At 64.0% G+C, this 15952-nt stretch carries 24 protein-coding genes and 1 tRNA gene; 17 read left to right on the forward strand and 8 right to left on the reverse strand.

Annotation, left to right across the window (positions count from 1 at the left end; genetic code table 11):
- The 13 genes from IP90_RS04895 to IP90_RS04940 form a co-directional block, all read left to right on the forward strand.
- A partial coding sequence (locus IP90_RS04895) for a YdhT family protein (protein WP_425477072.1) occupies positions 1-274 on the forward strand: 274 nt, incomplete at its 5' end.
- Complete coding sequence (locus IP90_RS04900; protein ID WP_144898495.1) at positions 271-663, forward strand: hypothetical protein; 393 nt, start codon at positions 271-273, stop codon at positions 661-663. The genes IP90_RS04895 and IP90_RS04900, both read left to right, overlap by 4 nt.
- Positions 660-893, forward strand: a complete 234-nt coding sequence (locus tag IP90_RS04905) for a hypothetical protein (RefSeq protein WP_144898496.1) — start codon at positions 660-662, stop codon at positions 891-893. Before IP90_RS04900 ends, IP90_RS04905 begins: the two co-directional genes overlap by 4 nt.
- A complete protein-coding gene (locus tag IP90_RS04910) occupies positions 890-1213 on the forward strand; it encodes a hypothetical protein (protein ID WP_144898497.1) in 324 nt (107 codons plus the stop codon). Before IP90_RS04905 ends, IP90_RS04910 begins: the two co-directional genes overlap by 4 nt.
- On the forward strand, positions 1210-1350 hold the full coding sequence (locus IP90_RS16590) for a hypothetical protein (RefSeq protein ID WP_158635277.1): 141 nt from the start codon (positions 1210-1212) through the stop codon (positions 1348-1350). Before IP90_RS04910 ends, IP90_RS16590 begins: the two co-directional genes overlap by 4 nt.
- A gap of 266 nt (positions 1351-1616) precedes the next feature.
- Entirely contained in the window at positions 1617-2324 is a 708-nt protein-coding gene (locus tag IP90_RS04915) for a hypothetical protein (protein WP_144898498.1), read from the forward strand.
- On the forward strand, positions 2321-2689 hold the full coding sequence (locus tag IP90_RS04920; RefSeq protein ID WP_144898499.1) for a single-stranded DNA-binding protein: 369 nt from the start codon (positions 2321-2323) through the stop codon (positions 2687-2689). Before IP90_RS04915 ends, IP90_RS04920 begins: the two co-directional genes overlap by 4 nt.
- Positions 2690-2940: 251 nt before the next feature.
- Positions 2941-4311: a hypothetical protein gene (locus tag IP90_RS04925; protein ID WP_144898500.1), complete on the forward strand. Its 1371-nt coding sequence runs from the start codon at positions 2941-2943 to the stop codon at positions 4309-4311.
- Positions 4304-4573: a hypothetical protein gene (locus IP90_RS04930; RefSeq protein ID WP_144898501.1), complete on the forward strand. Its 270-nt coding sequence runs from the start codon at positions 4304-4306 to the stop codon at positions 4571-4573. The genes IP90_RS04925 and IP90_RS04930 overlap by 8 nt, the downstream gene beginning before the upstream one ends.
- Position 4574: 1 nt before the next feature.
- Positions 4575-4721: a hypothetical protein gene (locus IP90_RS16595; protein WP_158635278.1), complete on the forward strand. Its 147-nt coding sequence runs from the start codon at positions 4575-4577 to the stop codon at positions 4719-4721.
- Positions 4718-5095 (forward strand): hypothetical protein, encoded by a 378-nt coding sequence (locus tag IP90_RS04935; RefSeq protein ID WP_144898502.1) that lies wholly within the window; start codon positions 4718-4720, stop codon positions 5093-5095. The genes IP90_RS16595 and IP90_RS04935 overlap by 4 nt, the downstream gene beginning before the upstream one ends.
- Complete coding sequence (locus tag IP90_RS16600) at positions 5092-5268, forward strand: hypothetical protein (protein ID WP_158635279.1); 177 nt, start codon at positions 5092-5094, stop codon at positions 5266-5268. Before IP90_RS04935 ends, IP90_RS16600 begins: the two co-directional genes overlap by 4 nt.
- Positions 5258-5590 (forward strand): hypothetical protein, encoded by a 333-nt coding sequence (locus tag IP90_RS04940; RefSeq protein ID WP_144898503.1) that lies wholly within the window; start codon positions 5258-5260, stop codon positions 5588-5590. Before IP90_RS16600 ends, IP90_RS04940 begins: the two co-directional genes overlap by 11 nt.
- Positions 5591-5595: 5 nt before the next feature.
- On the opposite strand, the gene IP90_RS04945 is transcribed toward IP90_RS04940, so the two are convergent.
- A complete protein-coding gene (locus tag IP90_RS04945) occupies positions 5596-6123 on the reverse strand; it encodes a hypothetical protein (RefSeq protein WP_144898504.1) in 528 nt (175 codons plus the stop codon).
- A gap of 62 nt (positions 6124-6185) precedes the next feature.
- On the opposite strand from IP90_RS04945, the gene IP90_RS04950 reads away from it, so the two are divergent.
- Genes IP90_RS04950 through IP90_RS04960 form a run of 3 tightly spaced genes read left to right on the forward strand, consistent with a single transcriptional unit; the run spans position 6186 to position 7115 of the window.
- Positions 6186-6443 (forward strand): hypothetical protein, encoded by a 258-nt coding sequence (locus IP90_RS04950; RefSeq protein WP_144898505.1) that lies wholly within the window; start codon positions 6186-6188, stop codon positions 6441-6443.
- On the forward strand, positions 6440-6871 hold the full coding sequence (locus tag IP90_RS04955; protein WP_144898506.1) for an HD domain-containing protein: 432 nt from the start codon (positions 6440-6442) through the stop codon (positions 6869-6871). The genes IP90_RS04950 and IP90_RS04955 overlap by 4 nt, the downstream gene beginning before the upstream one ends.
- Positions 6864-7115, forward strand: a complete 252-nt coding sequence (locus IP90_RS04960) for a hypothetical protein (protein WP_144898507.1) — start codon at positions 6864-6866, stop codon at positions 7113-7115. Before IP90_RS04955 ends, IP90_RS04960 begins: the two co-directional genes overlap by 8 nt.
- On the opposite strand, the gene IP90_RS04965 is transcribed toward IP90_RS04960, so the two are convergent.
- From IP90_RS04965 to murJ, 7 genes are all read right to left on the reverse strand, one after another.
- Positions 7099-8067, reverse strand: coding sequence for a tyrosine-type recombinase/integrase (locus IP90_RS04965; protein WP_144898508.1), 969 nt, complete (start codon positions 8065-8067; stop codon positions 7099-7101). The genes IP90_RS04960 and IP90_RS04965 overlap by 17 nt on opposite strands.
- A 154-nt stretch (positions 8068-8221) precedes the next feature.
- Positions 8222-8297, reverse strand: a tRNA-Thr gene (locus IP90_RS04970).
- Between the two features lie 37 nt (positions 8298-8334).
- Positions 8335-9285: a 4-hydroxy-3-methylbut-2-enyl diphosphate reductase gene (gene ispH / locus IP90_RS04975; RefSeq protein WP_144898509.1), complete on the reverse strand. Its 951-nt coding sequence runs from the start codon at positions 9283-9285 to the stop codon at positions 8335-8337.
- 7 nt (positions 9286-9292) lie between these two features.
- Positions 9293-9796 (reverse strand): signal peptidase II, encoded by a 504-nt coding sequence (gene lspA / locus IP90_RS04980; protein ID WP_144898510.1) that lies wholly within the window; start codon positions 9794-9796, stop codon positions 9293-9295.
- 161 nt (positions 9797-9957) lie between these two features.
- On the reverse strand, positions 9958-12768 hold the full coding sequence (gene ileS, locus IP90_RS04985) for an isoleucine--tRNA ligase (RefSeq protein ID WP_242007499.1): 2811 nt from the start codon (positions 12766-12768) through the stop codon (positions 9958-9960).
- 74 nt (positions 12769-12842) lie between these two features.
- Complete coding sequence (locus tag IP90_RS04990; RefSeq protein ID WP_144898512.1) at positions 12843-13802, reverse strand: bifunctional riboflavin kinase/FAD synthetase; 960 nt, start codon at positions 13800-13802, stop codon at positions 12843-12845.
- A 138-nt stretch (positions 13803-13940) separates the two neighbouring features.
- Complete coding sequence (murJ, locus tag IP90_RS04995) at positions 13941-15530, reverse strand: murein biosynthesis integral membrane protein MurJ (protein ID WP_144898513.1); 1590 nt, start codon at positions 15528-15530, stop codon at positions 13941-13943.
- 125 nt (positions 15531-15655) lie between these two features.
- Here murJ and rpsT point away from each other — a divergent pair, with 125 nt between their 5' ends.
- Entirely contained in the window at positions 15656-15925 is a 270-nt protein-coding gene (gene rpsT, locus IP90_RS05000; protein ID WP_144898514.1) for a 30S ribosomal protein S20, read from the forward strand.
- The last annotated feature ends 27 nt before the right edge of the window (positions 15926-15952 follow it).

Raw genomic sequence — 15952 nt, forward strand, 5'->3', positions numbered from 1 at the left:
GAGCGCCTCGAGTGCCACGGGCTACCAGAGCGCCTCGAGTGCCACGGGCGACCGGAGCGCCTCGAGTGTTTCAGGCATCGGCGCGGTAGCAATGTCTATCGGCTACACCAGTTCGTCATCGGCGGGCAAGGGCGGCGCCATTGTTTGCGTGTACCGCGACGACAACTGGAACCTGGTGCATATCCGCGCATCGAAGGTCGGCGACAACGGAATCAAGCCAGATACGGCCTACACGCTTAATGCATACGGTGAGTTTGTGGAGGTGTCGGCATGAACGCCCTCCCCTGCGCCGTCAGCCAGTCCCTGCGCGAGTACTACAGCAGGCTGGAGGCCGAGGAATCGTGCGCCGAAGCAGTAGACGCCAAGGTTGCAGAGTTTCTGGCCGACCCGGCGAAGGTTGAAGAGGCGGCTGGCTGGTGCGATGGCAATCAGTCGAGCGAGTTCTACGGCGAGCTTGAACGTGCCGGGGCTGCGATGGGCCGCGTGCCTCTGGACCGCCTCATGGGCTCCAGCGAATTGCAGCACGTGCTGCGCCTGTTCGAAGTGCTGACAAACACGCAGGACGCCGCGCTGCGCGACATGGCGCTGGCCTCACTGCGAGCCGATCGCGAAACGCAACTAAACGACGCCAGTGAAGCGGCCTATGTGCGGAGGTGCGCATGATCACCTTCCTCCTGCTATTCGCCGCGCTGATCCTGTTGGGCGGCTGTGCGATGGACATGTACGAAAACGCCGTGTTCGGTGACGAGCGCGGCGCATACGAAGCCCGCGTGCTGAGCCACTTAGACGAGCCGGTCGAAATTGCCGCCCGCATACATGCGCAGATGGTGGCCGATGGCTTGTTCCGCGACACCAGCGCCCGCGAGCGCGCTACCGATGAGGTGTCGGCATGAGTGGGCATACGCCGGGGCCGTGGACGCTTGACACGGTTCGCACCACCAGCGGCCTTTGTCACAAGGTCGGGCCCTTCCCTTGGAAGGATGGGAAGACGAACCACGCATGTGTTTACGACGATTACCGGGGATGTGGAGACGGTACGCCAGAGCTAGTTGCCAACGCCCGCCTGATCGCAGCCGCGCCGGATTTGTTTGACTCACTTTCACTACTGATCGAAGTTGAGGAAGGCGACCTGACAGGCGCTGACTTCCGGAGAGAGATTAATTCCGCGAAGAAGGCCGCCAAAGCCGCCATCGCCAAGGCGACGCAGCCATGAACGACCTCCTGCAGCGCCTGGAACGCGATTTCGTCGAGCAGATGGCCGGCACTACTCCGCCTGTGCAGTTCCCGCCACAACCTCAGCCGCCTATGCCGGTTCCGGTGTGGCCGAAGCAAGAGGGTCACGAACTGTGATTGCCAACTTATTCAAGCCACGCAACCTGCCGCCGCCCGATCCGCGCTGTCGTACGTATGACTTCGCACAGACGGCCGAACTGTTCCGCAATTTCGAGCAATACACCACTTCCCCCCTCCCCTGCCTCCGCCAATTCGGCGGACCTCTCTCGATGTGCCAACGGGTACCGCCTATGCGGTGGGGGCAGGGGTTTTTATGACCAGGCTGGCGTCGATCCGGCCTACTACACGCAACACACCTACGAACAATTGAGCCGAGGTTTCTAATGGATCAGCTTCCGAACCTTGCAGGAATTGCTACTGCCGATCTTGTCGAGAAGATCGGGGGAGGCAACTTTTCGGCGAGCTATATCAACTGGTCGCGCACTTTGAACCTGTTGCGCAAGCACGCTCCGGGCTGGATGCCAGAACTGGTAACGACGCAGGACGGCGGCGTGCTGCACCGAGCCCCCGCCGGAGGCTACCTGCTGCTGCGCTTCCGTCACCTTGACGGAAGAACTACGCCGGAGGTTCCGCAGGCCGTCATGGACCCGCGAAACGCCGCGATCAGTTTCGACAAGATCACCGCGCGCGACATTACCGACACGCACCGCCGTGGTGTGTGCATGGCTGCTGCGTTTACGTTTGGACTTGCGTACGAGCTGTGGGCGAAAGTTTCGCTGGAGTCAGGGTACGCGGCCGAACAGGAGTCATCTGACGAAACCGACGCCCGCCCGTCTGCCGAAGAGGCACGCCGAATCAAATGCTCGGAACTGGTGGAAGCCTATAGCGCGTCCGTAGACGCGATCCGCAACGGCATCGACTCTGGCGACTTCTACACAGCCGCCGAGGCTTGGTACGAACTTCCGCAGGACGTGATGCGCGGCCTGTGGGTAGCGCCATCCAAGGGCGGCCCATTCACCACCAAGCAGCGCGAAGCCATGCGCACCGACGAGTTCACCAAGTACCGCCCACAACAGGATCAAGCCGCATGAACAACTGCACATTTATCGGACGCGTCGGTAAGGACGCAGCGACACGCTTCACGCAAGGCGGCGACCCCGTGACTGGTTGGTCGCTGGCCGTCGACTCTGGTTACGGCGACAAGAAGCAAACCCTGTGGCTGGACTGCAGCCTGTGGGGCAAGCGCGGCGAGAAGGTCGCGGAGTACATCACCAAGGGATCGCAGCTGGGCGCTACTGGCGAACTCGGCACGCGCGAACACGATGGCAAAACGTACCTGACGCTGCGGGTTGCGGAAGTCTCTTTGATCGGCGGAAAGCCGGAAGGCGCGCAGCGTCAGCGCCAGGAGCCGAAGCCGGCGCCCAGCGAAATGCAAGACGACGACATTCCCTTCTAGAACACAGTGGTCCGCGCTTAGAGCGCGCTGCCAGCGGCAGGTGCCGATAACAGCCGCAGTCGCGGCGCATGAGCCCTCGGGCGCATCTCCATGCGTGACGCGATACCGAAGGCGACCCGGTTTGTAGGTCGCCGGATTCTGACCCGCACACGGCCCGGAGACACAAATGACTGACTACGATTTCAGACAGCACATCGGCGAGTGGGTGGATACGCGCAGTGGCGGCTTCATCACCCCATCGGAGACCAACAGTGACTGACACCTACGACGCAGTATTTCAGGCCGCCCCTCAGGAGGGGGATTGGCCCGACTACGTGATGCTGCGCGACACGAAGCTGTACGACGATATGGGCGGCCTTGGGCAGCGCATATTCACGACGGCCGGCGCTGGATACACGAAGGTCAAGTACGTTCGCGCGGACCTGTCCGCCAACCCCCAGCCGCAGGGCGATGCCACCCCGCAGGTGTCGGGCGGTGGGGAGGTTCGCGGCCACATCGCAATGCTGCGCAGCCTGCGGATGATGTACGAAGATGGATCGATGGATGCCGAAGACCACCTCGGCACTATTAGCGCCCTCCAGGCGGCAATCGCCGTCCTGTCCGCCACCCAAACAAAACCAGAGCCAGAACAAGAGTTTGAGACGACACCGCCTGACTGGCCTATCGCCACCCACACGCAGGCCCTGCCGGGTTGCGAGTCATGGCGCCCAATGGAAACTGCGCCGCGCGACGGCACACTGCTTCGCCTGCTGGTGAAGTTCACCGAACACGCCATCGAGGACAGTACCGACCCAGTGCCGACCATCGGTGCATGGCCAGGCGACGGCGACCCGGATAGCGATTGGCAATTCGCCGGCTGGTGCTGGACGCACGACCACTTCACCGAGGGAAAGGGGACGCCGCTCGGTTGGCTTCCCATGCTTTGCGCCACTACGCAGGCCCGGCCGGATGGCGGGGAGGCGGTGGCGTGGCAGTACGAACTTCACGGCCATTGGCAAACCGTTGGGTCCGACGAGCCGTGGCGATCCAAGGGCCTGAGCGTACGCCCTCTCTACACCCACCCATCCCCGGCCGACGTGTCGCGGCTGGTGGCGGCGTGCGAAAAACTAGGGCCGTGGATGAGCGCGGCGCCGTGGATGAGCGCGGCACTGTCGGACGACGCAGCATGCGAAGATTTCAAAGAGTGCGCGCTTGGATTTATTGAGGCGCTGCACACATTCACCACCGACAAGCAGCGCGGCAGCGATGGGGAATCTGTGCCGGACGCGCAGGTGCAGGGGGAGCGCGCCATCGTGTTTGAGACAGCGTGTGGATGCCACCCTGAAACCTGCTGCCACGGCGACTACATGCTCGGTATCGACGGCGAGACGGTGGCCGATGGCTCCGAGCAGAGGATGCGCAAGATCGCGGATGCAGTGAACGCCGCCAACCCTTCCGCCTGTGAGCTGGGGGCGGACACCTTCGCCATCCCGCGCCACTACACCGAGAACCTGCTGTCGGCGGCTTGCCTGCTGGAGCTGAGTGGCAATGGTGAGGACAAGCGCGAGGCGGCCGTACTGCGCAACATCGCAGGGCTCGCCCTCCAACATCGCGGCGATAGTCAGGAGGTGGGCCGTGTCTAATCCTAACGGGATGGTGTCGCTAGTGAACTTCCTTGGCGACGAGAAGATCAAGTTCCAAGTGGTCCACCAGAGCGCGACGAACGTCACAACCAAAAGTGGCGGCGTGGCAAGGGTGACGCTGGAAACAGAGGCTGGGAATATCTCGCCGGCTGACCTGCTAACCGGAAAGCCGACGAGGTACGGGCTGCTGCTGTGGGTGGATTCGGACGACTTCAATTCGTGGATGCAGCATCGCGGCGATAGTCGCGGCGGGGAGGGGTGAGATGGACAGGCGCGTCTATTCCGCAGTGATCGCATGCAACGGCGTGTGGCCCGCTGAGCTGGTCAGCGGCGTCATGTTCTACGACGGCTACAGGGTCACCGCTGCCGAGTTCATCGCAGCCGGTGGCCGCATCGGAGCAACCCCATGACCGCCAACACACTAGAGCAGCGTGCCCGCGAGTTGCTGGCGGCTGAGTATGATCGATATGGGCTACGCGGTTCGTACTACATCACTAATCCTGACATGGGAGAGCTAACGGGCACAGAGCCGGACGATCCTCCCATCAGCGTCGTTCTTAGCTCCATCGAAACAGCCCTGCGACTGTCCGCTGGGGCGGATTGTCCGAAGCGCCTTATCGGCTGGCGCACCGGCGACTACTTGTACGAGACGGCCGACCGATCCCTGGCTATGAGCTTGCAGGGAAATTACGAAGTGCTTCCGATCTTCGAGGGCGACCCGAACACGAAACTCGCCGCCCCTCGCCATGAGCCGGACGATGCGCTGCGTGGAGATAAGACATGAGCGACTTTCCCGATGGCACGATCCTGATTGAGATTCGAGGAATCTATGATGGTTGGTCCGTCGCCAAACTACCGGACGGAACGCTGGTTAACCGTTGGCCTGAGGATGATCGTCGTTATGCGTCTACTCAGGACTGGATTCATCGCGCGGAGGAAAACAGCAATGACCGATGACAAGGTTCCTCTGGCGATCCGAGAGAAAGCTCGCGACCTGCATTACGCAATAACAGATGCAATCCGGCTGCACCATCTAACCCCGCCCGCACACAACGAATTGCGAAGGCTTCTGACAGAGGCCCTCGCCACCGACTACGAAGCCGCGAGTGCGCGGGCTGAGGCTGCGGAGGCTCTGTTGCGACAGGTGATAGACGCGCATACCGGCGAGAACATCGATGGATGCGGTATGACCAACGCGCAGCTTTCCGCAATCGCCGCACAGCAGGCGCTCGCCATTGATGGCCTACGCCAGACCCGCGACGACATTGCCGGAGACTGATCGTGTCAGCCCCTTCTCCAACCCCAGATGCTGAAGGACTCAACTGCAACCGCAGCAGTGTCATGTGCATGCGCGATCACGCGATAGCCCTGCCTCAACGCGACCACGTCGTCAGGATGGACGTTGATCCCGTTCAAGGCTGCAGCCCTAATGTCGCTGATCTTATGGGCGACCCTGCCAAAGTAAGCTACGGCGTCAAGAACGGGTGCCGCAAGCGCACTCAGTGGCAGGTCCCAGACGGGAATCTCCTCCAATTGTTTCAGCAGCGGAACCTCAGTTGCTTCGCGATAGCTATCGAAAAAAGACGTGCCCACAGACTTGTCAGCAAGCCGCTCTGCTGCGAGTGCAATGTTCATGGCGTACTTCAGCAATATGACCACGGACTTCGCACGCTGCCTCAACGCGAGTCGATGCTGTACGTGGACAACGTACAGGGCAGTAGGAATGGACAGCGCCGTCAGAAAGGCTTGTGCCAGGGCAGCCCACACCTCAGGCGACCAACTTTTCCAGTCCAGATAGAAGCAGTAATCCATCGCACGCCCCCTGAACACGCCTCCGCGTGTACGTCGGGACTCTACCAGCACCGGAGCGTCGAATGACCATTCCCCGCATCGAAATCGAAGCCACGCTGTCAATGGCCCTACACGGCTCCCGCTGCGAGTTGCCTGCGGAGGTAGCCGTCGAACTGTGCCGGACGTGGCTGGCGGTGCATGGTGCGCTGGTTGCGAAAGCCTGCGAAGTACAGATCAGCGCCAGCAACACTCGGCTGCTTGTGGCGATTTGTGGCGACAGAGCCGGAGCGGCTGCACTGCAGGGCCGCCGTGTCCGGCTGGTTGTGGAGGATGAGCGGTGAGTGACCTAGTCAGCCGTGCAAAAGAACTGGCTTATCGCGCTCACGCCGGACAGGTGGACAAGGCGGGCCGTCCATACATCGAGCATGTGGCCCGCGTGGCTGCTGCGGTGTCGGACGATCCCGAGGCCGAGGCGGTGGCTTGGCTGCATGACGTTCTGGAGGACTGCCACGGCAGCGGGGAAGACATTTTGGACTTCCCGGCTCGTCTTGTTAAGCCAGTTATAGCCCTGACCCGATGGGCACTGGAGACGGACGAACACTACTACCCATTGGTTCGGGCACATCCCATCGCCCTCCGCGTCAAGCTGGCCGACATAGCGGACAACGCCGACGAGTCCCGGCTTGCGCTACTGGACGACAATACGGCTGAACGACTGCGCAGGAAGTATGCGAAGGCGCGTAAGGCGCTGGGGGTGGGCGGTGAGTGACAACACGCTAGCCATCATTGCCGCCGTGGTCACTGGCGACCGCTGGCTCACGGCGGACGCGTGCGCGGTGTACTTGGGGATGGTGACGCCGAAGGGCGAGCCGAACCGACGCGGCTTCTTGGAGCGCATCGCGTGCAAGCCTAGCTTCCCGAAGCCGCTGGTGCTTGGGAATCAGAAGTCGTGGAAGAAGTCGGAAGTGGATCAGTGGGCCGAGGACGAACGGCGGATCAGCCGAGCCGCCTAGCCATGTCGCTGGCCGACTCGTTGTAATAGATCATCAGACTCTTCAGGTCGCGGTGGCCGATCACCAGCGCAAGCTGCATCACGTCAAGCTTCTTGGACAGCCGCCAGATCGCCTCGGCGCGCGTGTCGTGGAAGTGGATGGCCCTATGCTTCTCGGGCCGCATCTTGCGCCACAAGGCATCTCTGCTGGCGTCATCCAGGCCAAACACCGGCCCATCACCTTCGGGCAGTACCTTCAGGATTGCCAGCGCCCGCTTTGACAGCGGCACGTCGCGGGCATCGCCATTCTTGGTCTTGGGTAGATGCACGTAACGCGCAGCCGTGTGGACGTTTTCCCAGCGCATGGCGACCATCTCGCCAGAGCGCATGGCCGTCTCCAGCGCGAACAGGAACATCAGGCCGACCCGCTGGGTCTGCGTGACGGCCTTGAGCTTGCCCCCCACGCCCAGCGCGGCAGCCAAATCATTGACCTCAGTTTCTGACAGCCGGCGCGCCCTCCCCTTTGGTGTCTCCGGCCAGCGCACGTCCTTCATCGGGTTGACGCGGATCCAGTGCCAGTCGCGCCGCGCCACTTCCAGCACTGACCGCAGCAGGTTCATCTCGCGGGCAACTGTGCCGGGCTTGACCTGCTTCAGTCGGTCGTCTCGCCAGTCGGCGAAGTCGTTACCGACCAGAGCCTCCATGCGCCGATTGGCTATCGGGTATTTCTCCATAGCGGTCAGCCGGATTTCCTCCCAGCGCGCCCCGCCCCGATCAGGCGTCACCTCACGCACATAGCGGCGCATCGCGTCGCCGTAGGTCTTGTCTGGCAGCTTGCGCCCGGATAGCTCCGCCTCGCGCTCCAGCGCCCATCTGGACGCTTCCTGACGGGTCTGGAACGTGTCAGAGTCGCGCACGCCTTGGACGTAGACCTGCGCCCGCCACTTCGACCCGTTGCGTTGAATGCTCGCCATGCCCCTATTGTGTGGGGAAATTTTGGGGAGCGCATGCGGGCAAACTGGGTCAAATCCGGGCAACGGCGTAAGGCCGCTATCTACCGGATTCGCCTTGTTTGTAGGGGTTTCCCGCGAAAATCAGGCAGTTACGGGCGGGCCTGATTTTGGATGGTGGTGCCGGAAATAGGAATCGAACCTACGACCTACGCATTACGAATGCGCCGCTCTACCAACTGAGCTATTCCGGCTTGGGGCGTGGATTGTAGGTTTTGCGGGGGTTTAGGGTCAATCGACCAGGCGCAGCCGCAATTCCTTGGGCAGTGCGAAAACCATGTCCTCGGGCTCACCGTCGAGGTCCCGGACGGAATGCGCGCCCAGTTCATGCAGCCGCGCCAGCACGCCCTGCACCAGCACTTCGGGCGCCGAGGCGCCGGCGGTGACGCCGATGTGGCGGCGACCATGGACCCAGTGCGGGTCGATTTCCACGGCGCCGTCGATCAGATAGGCCTCGACGCCTTCGCGTTCGGCCAGCTCGCGCAGGCGGTTGGAGTTGGAACTGTTCGGCGAGCCGACCACCAGCACCAGGTCGCAGTGCTGGGCCAGTTCGCGCACGGCGTCCTGACGGTTCTGGGTGGCGTAGCAGATGTCGTCGTTTTTCGGGCCCTGGATCGCCGGGAAACGCGCCTGCAGCGCCTCGATGATGCCGCGGGTGTCGTCCACCGACAGCGTGGTCTGGGTGGTGTAGGACAGGTTCTCGGGCTGGTCGACCTGCAGCACGGCGACATCGTCCAGATCCTCGACCAGGTAGATGCGGCCGCTGCCGGCCTCGGCGTTCCATTGCCCCATCGTGCCTTCGACTTCGGGATGGCCGGCGTGGCCGATCAGCACCATGTCGCGGCCGGCGCGACACTGGCGCGCGACTTCCAGATGCACCTTGGTCACCAGTGGGCAGGTCGCGTCGAACACTTTCAGGCCGCGGCGGTCGGCTTCCAGGCGCACGGCCTGCGAGACGCCATGCGCGCTGAAGATGACGGTGGCGCCGTCGGGCACTTCGTCGAGTTCCTCGACGAAGATCGCGCCGCGGTGCTTCAGGTCCTCGACCACGAAGCGGTTGTGCACCACCTCGTGGCGCACGTAGATCGGCGCGCCGAGTGTTTCCAGCGCGCGCTTGACGATCTCGATCGCGCGGTCGACGCCGGCGCAGAAACCACGGGGATTGGCAAGTACGACATCCATGGGCGAATTATCGCGCTTTCCGCGCGCGCCTGCCGTCGATCAGGCCGAACAGGGCGATGCCGATGGCGCCTCCGACCACGGCCGCGTCGGCGACGTTGAACGCCGGCCAGTAATGACCGCGCCAGTACCACTGCACGAAGTCGACCACATGGCCGTGCTGGAGGCGGTCGAGCACATTGCCAATCGCGCCGCCGATGACCAGCGCGAACGGCAGCGCGGTGCGACAGTCGCGACGCGGCGTGCGCGAGAGCCAGAACACCAGCAGGCCGCTGATCGCCACGGCCAGTATCACGAAGAAGTATTTCTGCCAGCCACCGGCCTCGCTGAGGAAGCTGAAGGCGGCGCCCGTGTTGTAGGTGCGATACCAGTTCCAGAAGCCGTCGATCACCGGGATCGCGGTGTATTCAGGCAGGCTGTTGAGTACCCACAGCTTGGTCAATTGATCCAGCACGATGATGGCGATCGACAGCAGCAGCCAGACCAGTGCGTTGGGTTTTGGATGGGTGGTCATTGGATAGGGTTCACTCTCTTTTCGTCATTCCGGCGCAGGTCCGGATTTGCCGCGTCTTTCGATAAACTGAGCGATCGGAATACTATGGTTTGTTCCGAGGCACGCGCGACAATTCGTCAACTGGTTCTGCGCCCTTCCCCAGCGGGAAGGGGCAATGCCCGTCAGAACCAGCGACGATCCTCGCCCGGACCTTCGATGTTGGAGACGCAGCGCACGCACAGTTGCGGGTGCTCTGCGACCGTGCCGACATCGGCGCGATGGTGCCAGCAACGCACGCACTTGGGCTTTTCGGTCACGCTGGCCTCGACCACCAGTTCCTTGAGGTTGTCGTCGGCGATCACCGAAACATCGCCACTGATCAGCAGAAAGCGCAATTCGTCGACGATCGGCGCCAGCGCGTTCTGGTAGGCGACGCCGCAGCGCAACTGGATTTCCGCCTGCAACGCGGCGCCGATGGCGCCACTGGCGCGCATCGGCTCCAGCACCTTGGCCACCATTTCGCGCAATGCGAGCAGGCGTTCGAAATCGTGATCCGCGAGCGCGGCATCGCTTTCCAGCGGCGCCAGGCCTTCATACCAGGTCGCGAACAGCACGTTGTCGCCACGCTTGCCCTGCTCGGTCGTCGCCGGCAGGTACTGCCACATCTCGTCGGCGGTGAAGCCGAGGATCGGCGCGATCCAGCGCACGAAGGCCTCGGCGATACGATACATCGCGCTTTGCGCCGAACGGCGACCGCGCGAATCCTCGCCCATCGTGTACAGGCGATCCTTGGTCACATCGAGATAAAGCGAGCCGAGATCGACGCTGCAGAAGTTGGACAGCGCCTGCACGATCTCCGCGAAATCGTAGCGTGCGTAAGCGTCCGCGATCTGCTGCTGCAACTGCCAGGCGCGATGCACGATCCACCGATCCAGCGCCACCATGTCGTCGAGCGGTCGCAGGTGCTGCTGCGGGTCGAAGCCATGCAGGTTGCCGAGCAGGAAGCGCGCGGTGTTGCGGATGCGGCGGTAAGCGTCGCCACTGCGCTTGAGGATCTCGTCGGACACCGACATCTCGTTGCGGTAGTCGGTGCCGGCGATCCACAGGCGCAGCACGTCGGCGCCCATGGCGTCGATCACCTTGTGCGGATCGACCACGTTGCCCAGCGACTTGGACATCTTGCGTCCGTCGGCGTCGACCGCGAAACCATGGGTGAGTACCTGCCGGTAAGGTGCTACGCCATCGATGGCCACGCCGGTCAGCAACGAAGACTGGAACCAGCCACGATGCTGGTCGGAACCTTCCAGGTAGAGGTCGGCCGGCTTGTGCAACCCATCCTGTGGACGCTGTGCCAGAACGCACTCATGGGTGACGCCGGAGTCGAACCAGACATCGAGGATGTCGGTGACTTTTTCGTAGCGCGCGGCATCGTCGCCGAGCAGTTCATTCGCATCGAGCGCATACCAGGCATCGACGCCGTCACGCTCGACGCGGTCGGCGACCTTGCGCATCAGCGCCGGCGAATCCGGATGCGGCTCGCCACTCTCGCGATCGAAGAACAGTGCGATCGGCACGCCCCAGTAGCGCTGGCGCGAGATCGTCCAGTCCGGGCGACCCTCGACCATGCCGTAGATGCGCGCCTCACCCCAATCCGGTACCCAGCCGACCTTGCCGATCGCGGCAAGCGCGTCGCGGCGCAGGTTCGCCTGCTCCATCGAGATGAACCACTGCGGCGTGGCACGGAACACGACCGGTGTCTTGTGCCGCCAGCAATGCGGGTAGCTGTGCGTGATGGTGGCGTGCGCCAGCAGCAGCCCGTTGGCGCGCAGCACGTCGATGATCGCGTCGTTGGCTTTCCACAGATGCATGCCGGCCAGAACGACATCGCCGGCGGGCGGCGTCGATGGCAGGTACACGCCGCGTGCATCGATCGGATTGAGCTGCGCGGCCGAGTATTTTTCGACCAGTCCGTAGCGCTGGCTGACCGCGAAGTCCTCCTGCCCATGGCCAGGCGCGGTATGCACGGCACCGGTGCCCTCCTCGGCCGAAACGTGTTCGCCGAGCAGTACCGGCACGTCGCGCTCGGCGTAGAACGGATGATGCAGGTGCTGGCCCTCGAGGTCGGCACCCTTGGCGCGGCCATGCACGACGACCTCGTCGACGCCGTAACGCGCCAGTGCTTTCTGTGCCAGTGCTTCGGCCAGCACCAGCCACTGCCTGTTGCCGGCGCGGGGCGGCCCTTCGACCAGCACGTAATCCAGTTCCGCGCCGAGCGTGACCGCGAGGCTTGCCGGTATCGTCCATGGCGTGGTGGTCCAGATCGGCAGCGCCAGTTCGATGCCCGGCTGCAGCGTGACGCCGAACGCCGACGCCAGCGTCTGCGGCTGCCTGGCGACGTAGGCGATGTCCACCGCTGGCGACTGCTTGTCCTGGTATTCGATTTCCGCCTCGGCCAGTGCCGACTGGCAGTCGAAGCACCAGTGCACCGGCTTGAAACCGCGCGCGACATGTCCGCGTTCGACGATCTTCGCCAGCGCGCGCAGCATGTCCGCCTCGTAGCAGAACTCCATGGTGCGATACGGGTTGTCCCAGTCGGCGACCACACCCAGGCGCTTGAAGCCGTTGCGCTGCACGTCGATCTGTTCGGCGGCGTATTCGCGGCACCTGGCGCGGAACGCGGCCGCGTCGAGCTTGTCGCCGACCTTGCCGTATTTCTTCTCGACCGCGTGTTCGATCGGCAACCCGTGGCAGTCCCAGCCAGGCACGAACGGCGCATCGAAACCGCTGAGCAGTTTCGACTTGACCACGATGTCCTTGAGCACCTTGTTGACCGCATGGCCGATGTGGATCGCACCATTGGCGTACGGCGGGCCGTCATGGAACACGAACTTGTCGGGGCGCGCGGACACCTGCTCGCGGATGCGGGCATACAGGTCTTGCGACTGCCATCGAGCAAGCGTCTGCGGCTCGCGTTTGGGCAGGTCGCCGCGCATCGGGAAGTCCGTGGCCGGCAGGTGGATGGTCGCCTTGTAGCGGTTGCCGTCGGCGTTGTCTTTTGAGTCTGCGGTCACGCGTAGACCTGCTGCTTTGCTTGTCGTTGAAGGATGGCGCGGGCCTGCGCCGCATCTTGATGCATCTGCGCGACCAGCGTCGGCAGATCAGGGAATTTGTCCTCGTCGCGCAGCCTGGCGACGAATTCGATTTCGATGCGGCGTCCGTAGAGATCGCCGTCGAAATCGAACAGGTGAGCTTCCAGCAGCGGCTCGACGCCATCCACGGTCGGGCGCGTGCCGAAGCTGGACACCGCCGCCAGCGGCGAAGTCGCGACGCCATGCACCCAGGTCGCATGGATGCCGGAAAACGCCGGTGTCTTGCCGCCGAAACGCAGGTTGGCGGTCGGATAGCCGAGCGTGCGGCCGAGTTGCCTGCCGTGCACCACGTGCCCGGAAATCGTGTACGGACGGCCGAGCAGGCGTTCGGCCAGATCGAAGTCGCCACTGCCGAGCGCGTGGCGGATGCGCGTGCTGGAGACGCGTTCGCTGTCGAGCAGCACCGGCGCGATCTCGCCGGCTTCGAAACCGTAAGCCGCGCCCAGTTCGCGCAACAGTGCGAGGTCGCCGCCGCGCTTGTTGCCGAAGCGGAATTCGGGACCTACCCAGACTTCGCGTGCGGCCAGCCGGTCGACCAGCACATTGCGAACGAAATCCCCGGCGCCCATCGCCGCCAGTCGCGCGTTGAAGCGCAGCAGGCCAACACCATCGGCGCCGAGCGCGCGCAGGCCTTCCACCTTGGCACGCGGCAACATCAGTCGCGGCGGCCTGTCGCCGGCGGCGAAAAATTCGCGCGGCAACGGTTCGAAGCTCAAGGCGACCGCGGGCAGGCCGAGATCGCGGGCACGCGCCACGGCATGGCGCACCAGCGCGCGATGGCCCAGGTGCAGGCCGTCGAAGGCACCGATGCAGACCACGCTCCCTTGCGCTTGCGGATACAAGGACCCGCCGTCGACGTCACGGAACAGCCTGCTCATGGATTCTCTGGTTGAAAGCTCTGCCCTTGTGCGACCGGGCGCAGGAAGATCCTGCCCTTTCTGGAAGCCCGGCCATGAATGGCCAGGCCTTTGCGGCGGGATCGGCATGAGTATAGCGGTGCCGCTAACGCAGGCCGCTCAATGCCGCAGATCCCGCATCCGCAGTCCCAGCGCCAGCAGCACGACGCCATAGGCGGCGGCGCCGGAGCCGATCACCAGCAGCAGCCACAGCACGCGGGGCAGCACGCCGTGGATATCGGACCAGGCGCCGATCCAGTAGCGCAGTGCCAGCACCACGGCGCTCATCACTACGCAGGCCAGCAGCAGCCGCAGGCCGAAGCGGCCCCAACCCGGCTGCGGCTGGTGCAGGCCGGCACGGCGCAGGTAACGCCACAACAGCCATGCGTTGAAGATGCCGGCCAACGCCGTCGCCAGCGCGATACCGCCGTGCGCACCGGGCGTACTGTTGATCCACAGCGGCGTGGTCAGTGCCAGAGTCAGCAGCACGTTGGCGATCACGGTCAGGATCGCCGCGCGCATCGGCGTCTTCGTGTCCTGGCGAGCGAAGAACGCGGGCGACAGCACCTTGCTGAGCATGAACGCCGGAATGCCGATGCTCATCGCGGTCAGGCTGATCGCCGCCATGTGGGTGTCGTGCACGGTGAACTTGCCGTAGTTGTAGACGGTGGCGGTGATCGGATCGGCCAGCAGCAGCAGGCCCAGCCCGGCCGGCACTCCCGCCAGCAGCGCCATGCGCAGGCCCCAGTCCAGCGACTGGTTGTAGCCGGCGCCGTCCTCGGCCGCATGACGGCGCGACAGGTGCGGCAGGATCACCGTGCCAAGCGCGACGCCGAACAGTCCGAGCGGAAATTCGACCAGCCGGTCGGAGTAATACAGCCAGTCCTGGCTGCCATCGACCAGCAGCGAGGCGAAGGCGGTGCCGACCAGCAGGTTGACCTGCGCGACCGAGGACGAGAACAGGGTCGGCAGCATCAGCTTGCCGACCTTGCGTACGTCGGGATGGCGGAAGCCCCATCGCAACCGCGGGCGCAGGCCCAGCCGCCCCAGTGCTGGCCACAGCAGCAGCAGCTGCAGCGCGCCGGCGATCAGCACACCCCAGGCCAGGCCGAACGGCTGCGGATGGAACTTCGGCGCCAGCCAGAACATCGCCGCGATCAGGGTCAGGTTGTGCAGCACGGGCGTGAAGGCCGGCAGCGCGAAACGGCCGAAGCTGTTCAGGATCGACGCCGCCAAGGCCATCATCGAGATGAACAGCAGATACGGGAAAGTGATCCGCAGCATCTGGGTGGTCCAGCCGAATTTCTCCGGCTCGGCCAGGGCCCAGCCCGGCGTGAACAGGCCGGCCACCAGCGGCGCCAGCAGCACGCCCAGCGCGCAGATCACCAGCACCACCGCACACAGTGCGCCGGCCATGTGGTCAACGAACTCCTTCAGAGCGGCCTTGTCGCCGCGCTCCCTGATCTCGTTCAGGACCGGCACGAAGGCCATCGACATCGAGCCTTCGGCGAACACCCGGCGCAGGAAATTCGGAATGCGGTAGGCAACGATGAACGCGCTCATCGCCCCGCCGGTGCCGAACTGGGTCGCCTGGACCATGTCGCGGACGAAGCCGGCGATGCGCGACAGCAAGGTCATCGCGCTGAACACGGCGGTGGAGCGCAGCAGGCCGGCGCGGCGTGGCGCGGTGGCGGGATCCGGGGCGTTCATCGCCAGCCCTTTACCGGCAATCCGCGGTTGACGCAAGCCCCTGAATCCCCCATAATTTCTGGCTCGTTTGTCCCAGACAGCGATTTCACCCCAGTTCCTTCTACCCCAGTTTCCAGGATCCCATCGTGGCCAATATCAAGTCCGCCAAGAAGCGCGCCAAGCAGGCCGTCGTGCGCAACCTGCGCAACACGAGCCAGCGTTCGATGCTGCGCACCGCTGTCAAGAAAGTGCTGAAGTCGCTCGAAGCCAACGACGCCGCCGGCGCCCAGGCCGCGTTCGCCACCGCCCAGCCGATCCTGGATCGCTTCGCGGCCCGCGGTCTGATCCACAAGAACAAGGCTGCCCGCCACAAGAGCCGCCTGACCGCCCGCATCAAGGCGCTCAAGGCCGCCTGAACCAGGCGCGGTCGCAGCGATAGCGAA

Origin of the sequence: Luteimonas cucumeris, assembly GCF_007830035.1 — a bacterium.
Classification (GTDB): Bacteria; Pseudomonadota; Gammaproteobacteria; order Xanthomonadales; family Xanthomonadaceae; genus Luteimonas_C; species Luteimonas_C cucumeris.

What these genes read in the sequence shown, in the direction of transcription:
- IP90_RS04990 (WP_144898512.1), bottom strand. Translation starts at nt 13,802, where the DNA reads ATGAGCAGGCTGTTCCGTGACGTCGACGGCGGGTCCTTGTATCCGCAA.
- IP90_RS04965 (WP_144898508.1), bottom strand. Translation starts at nt 8,067, where the DNA reads ATGGCGAGCATTCAACGCAACGGGTCGAAGTGGCGGGCGCAGGTCTAC.
- ispH (WP_144898509.1), bottom strand. Translation starts at nt 9,285, where the DNA reads ATGGATGTCGTACTTGCCAATCCCCGTGGTTTCTGCGCCGGCGTCGAC.
- IP90_RS04915 (WP_144898498.1), top strand. Translation starts at nt 1,617, where the DNA reads ATGGATCAGCTTCCGAACCTTGCAGGAATTGCTACTGCCGATCTTGTC.
- IP90_RS16595 (WP_158635278.1), top strand. Translation starts at nt 4,575, where the DNA reads ATGGACAGGCGCGTCTATTCCGCAGTGATCGCATGCAACGGCGTGTGG.
- IP90_RS04935 (WP_144898502.1), top strand. Translation starts at nt 4,718, where the DNA reads ATGACCGCCAACACACTAGAGCAGCGTGCCCGCGAGTTGCTGGCGGCT.
- IP90_RS04945 (WP_144898504.1), bottom strand. Translation starts at nt 6,123, where the DNA reads ATGGATTACTGCTTCTATCTGGACTGGAAAAGTTGGTCGCCTGAGGTG.
- lspA (WP_144898510.1), bottom strand. Translation starts at nt 9,796, where the DNA reads ATGACCACCCATCCAAAACCCAACGCACTGGTCTGGCTGCTGCTGTCG.
- IP90_RS04910 (WP_144898497.1), top strand. Translation starts at nt 890, where the DNA reads ATGAGTGGGCATACGCCGGGGCCGTGGACGCTTGACACGGTTCGCACC.
- IP90_RS16590 (WP_158635277.1), top strand. Translation starts at nt 1,210, where the DNA reads ATGAACGACCTCCTGCAGCGCCTGGAACGCGATTTCGTCGAGCAGATG.
- IP90_RS04950 (WP_144898505.1), top strand. Translation starts at nt 6,186, where the DNA reads ATGACCATTCCCCGCATCGAAATCGAAGCCACGCTGTCAATGGCCCTA.
- IP90_RS16600 (WP_158635279.1), top strand. Translation starts at nt 5,092, where the DNA reads ATGAGCGACTTTCCCGATGGCACGATCCTGATTGAGATTCGAGGAATC.
- IP90_RS04900 (WP_144898495.1), top strand. Translation starts at nt 271, where the DNA reads ATGAACGCCCTCCCCTGCGCCGTCAGCCAGTCCCTGCGCGAGTACTAC.
- IP90_RS04920 (WP_144898499.1), top strand. Translation starts at nt 2,321, where the DNA reads ATGAACAACTGCACATTTATCGGACGCGTCGGTAAGGACGCAGCGACA.
- murJ (WP_144898513.1), bottom strand. Translation starts at nt 15,530, where the DNA reads ATGAACGCCCCGGATCCCGCCACCGCGCCACGCCGCGCCGGCCTGCTG.
- ileS (WP_242007499.1), bottom strand. Translation starts at nt 12,768, where the DNA reads ATGCGCGGCGACCTGCCCAAACGCGAGCCGCAGACGCTTGCTCGATGG.
- IP90_RS04940 (WP_144898503.1), top strand. Translation starts at nt 5,258, where the DNA reads ATGACCGATGACAAGGTTCCTCTGGCGATCCGAGAGAAAGCTCGCGAC.
- IP90_RS04905 (WP_144898496.1), top strand. Translation starts at nt 660, where the DNA reads ATGATCACCTTCCTCCTGCTATTCGCCGCGCTGATCCTGTTGGGCGGC.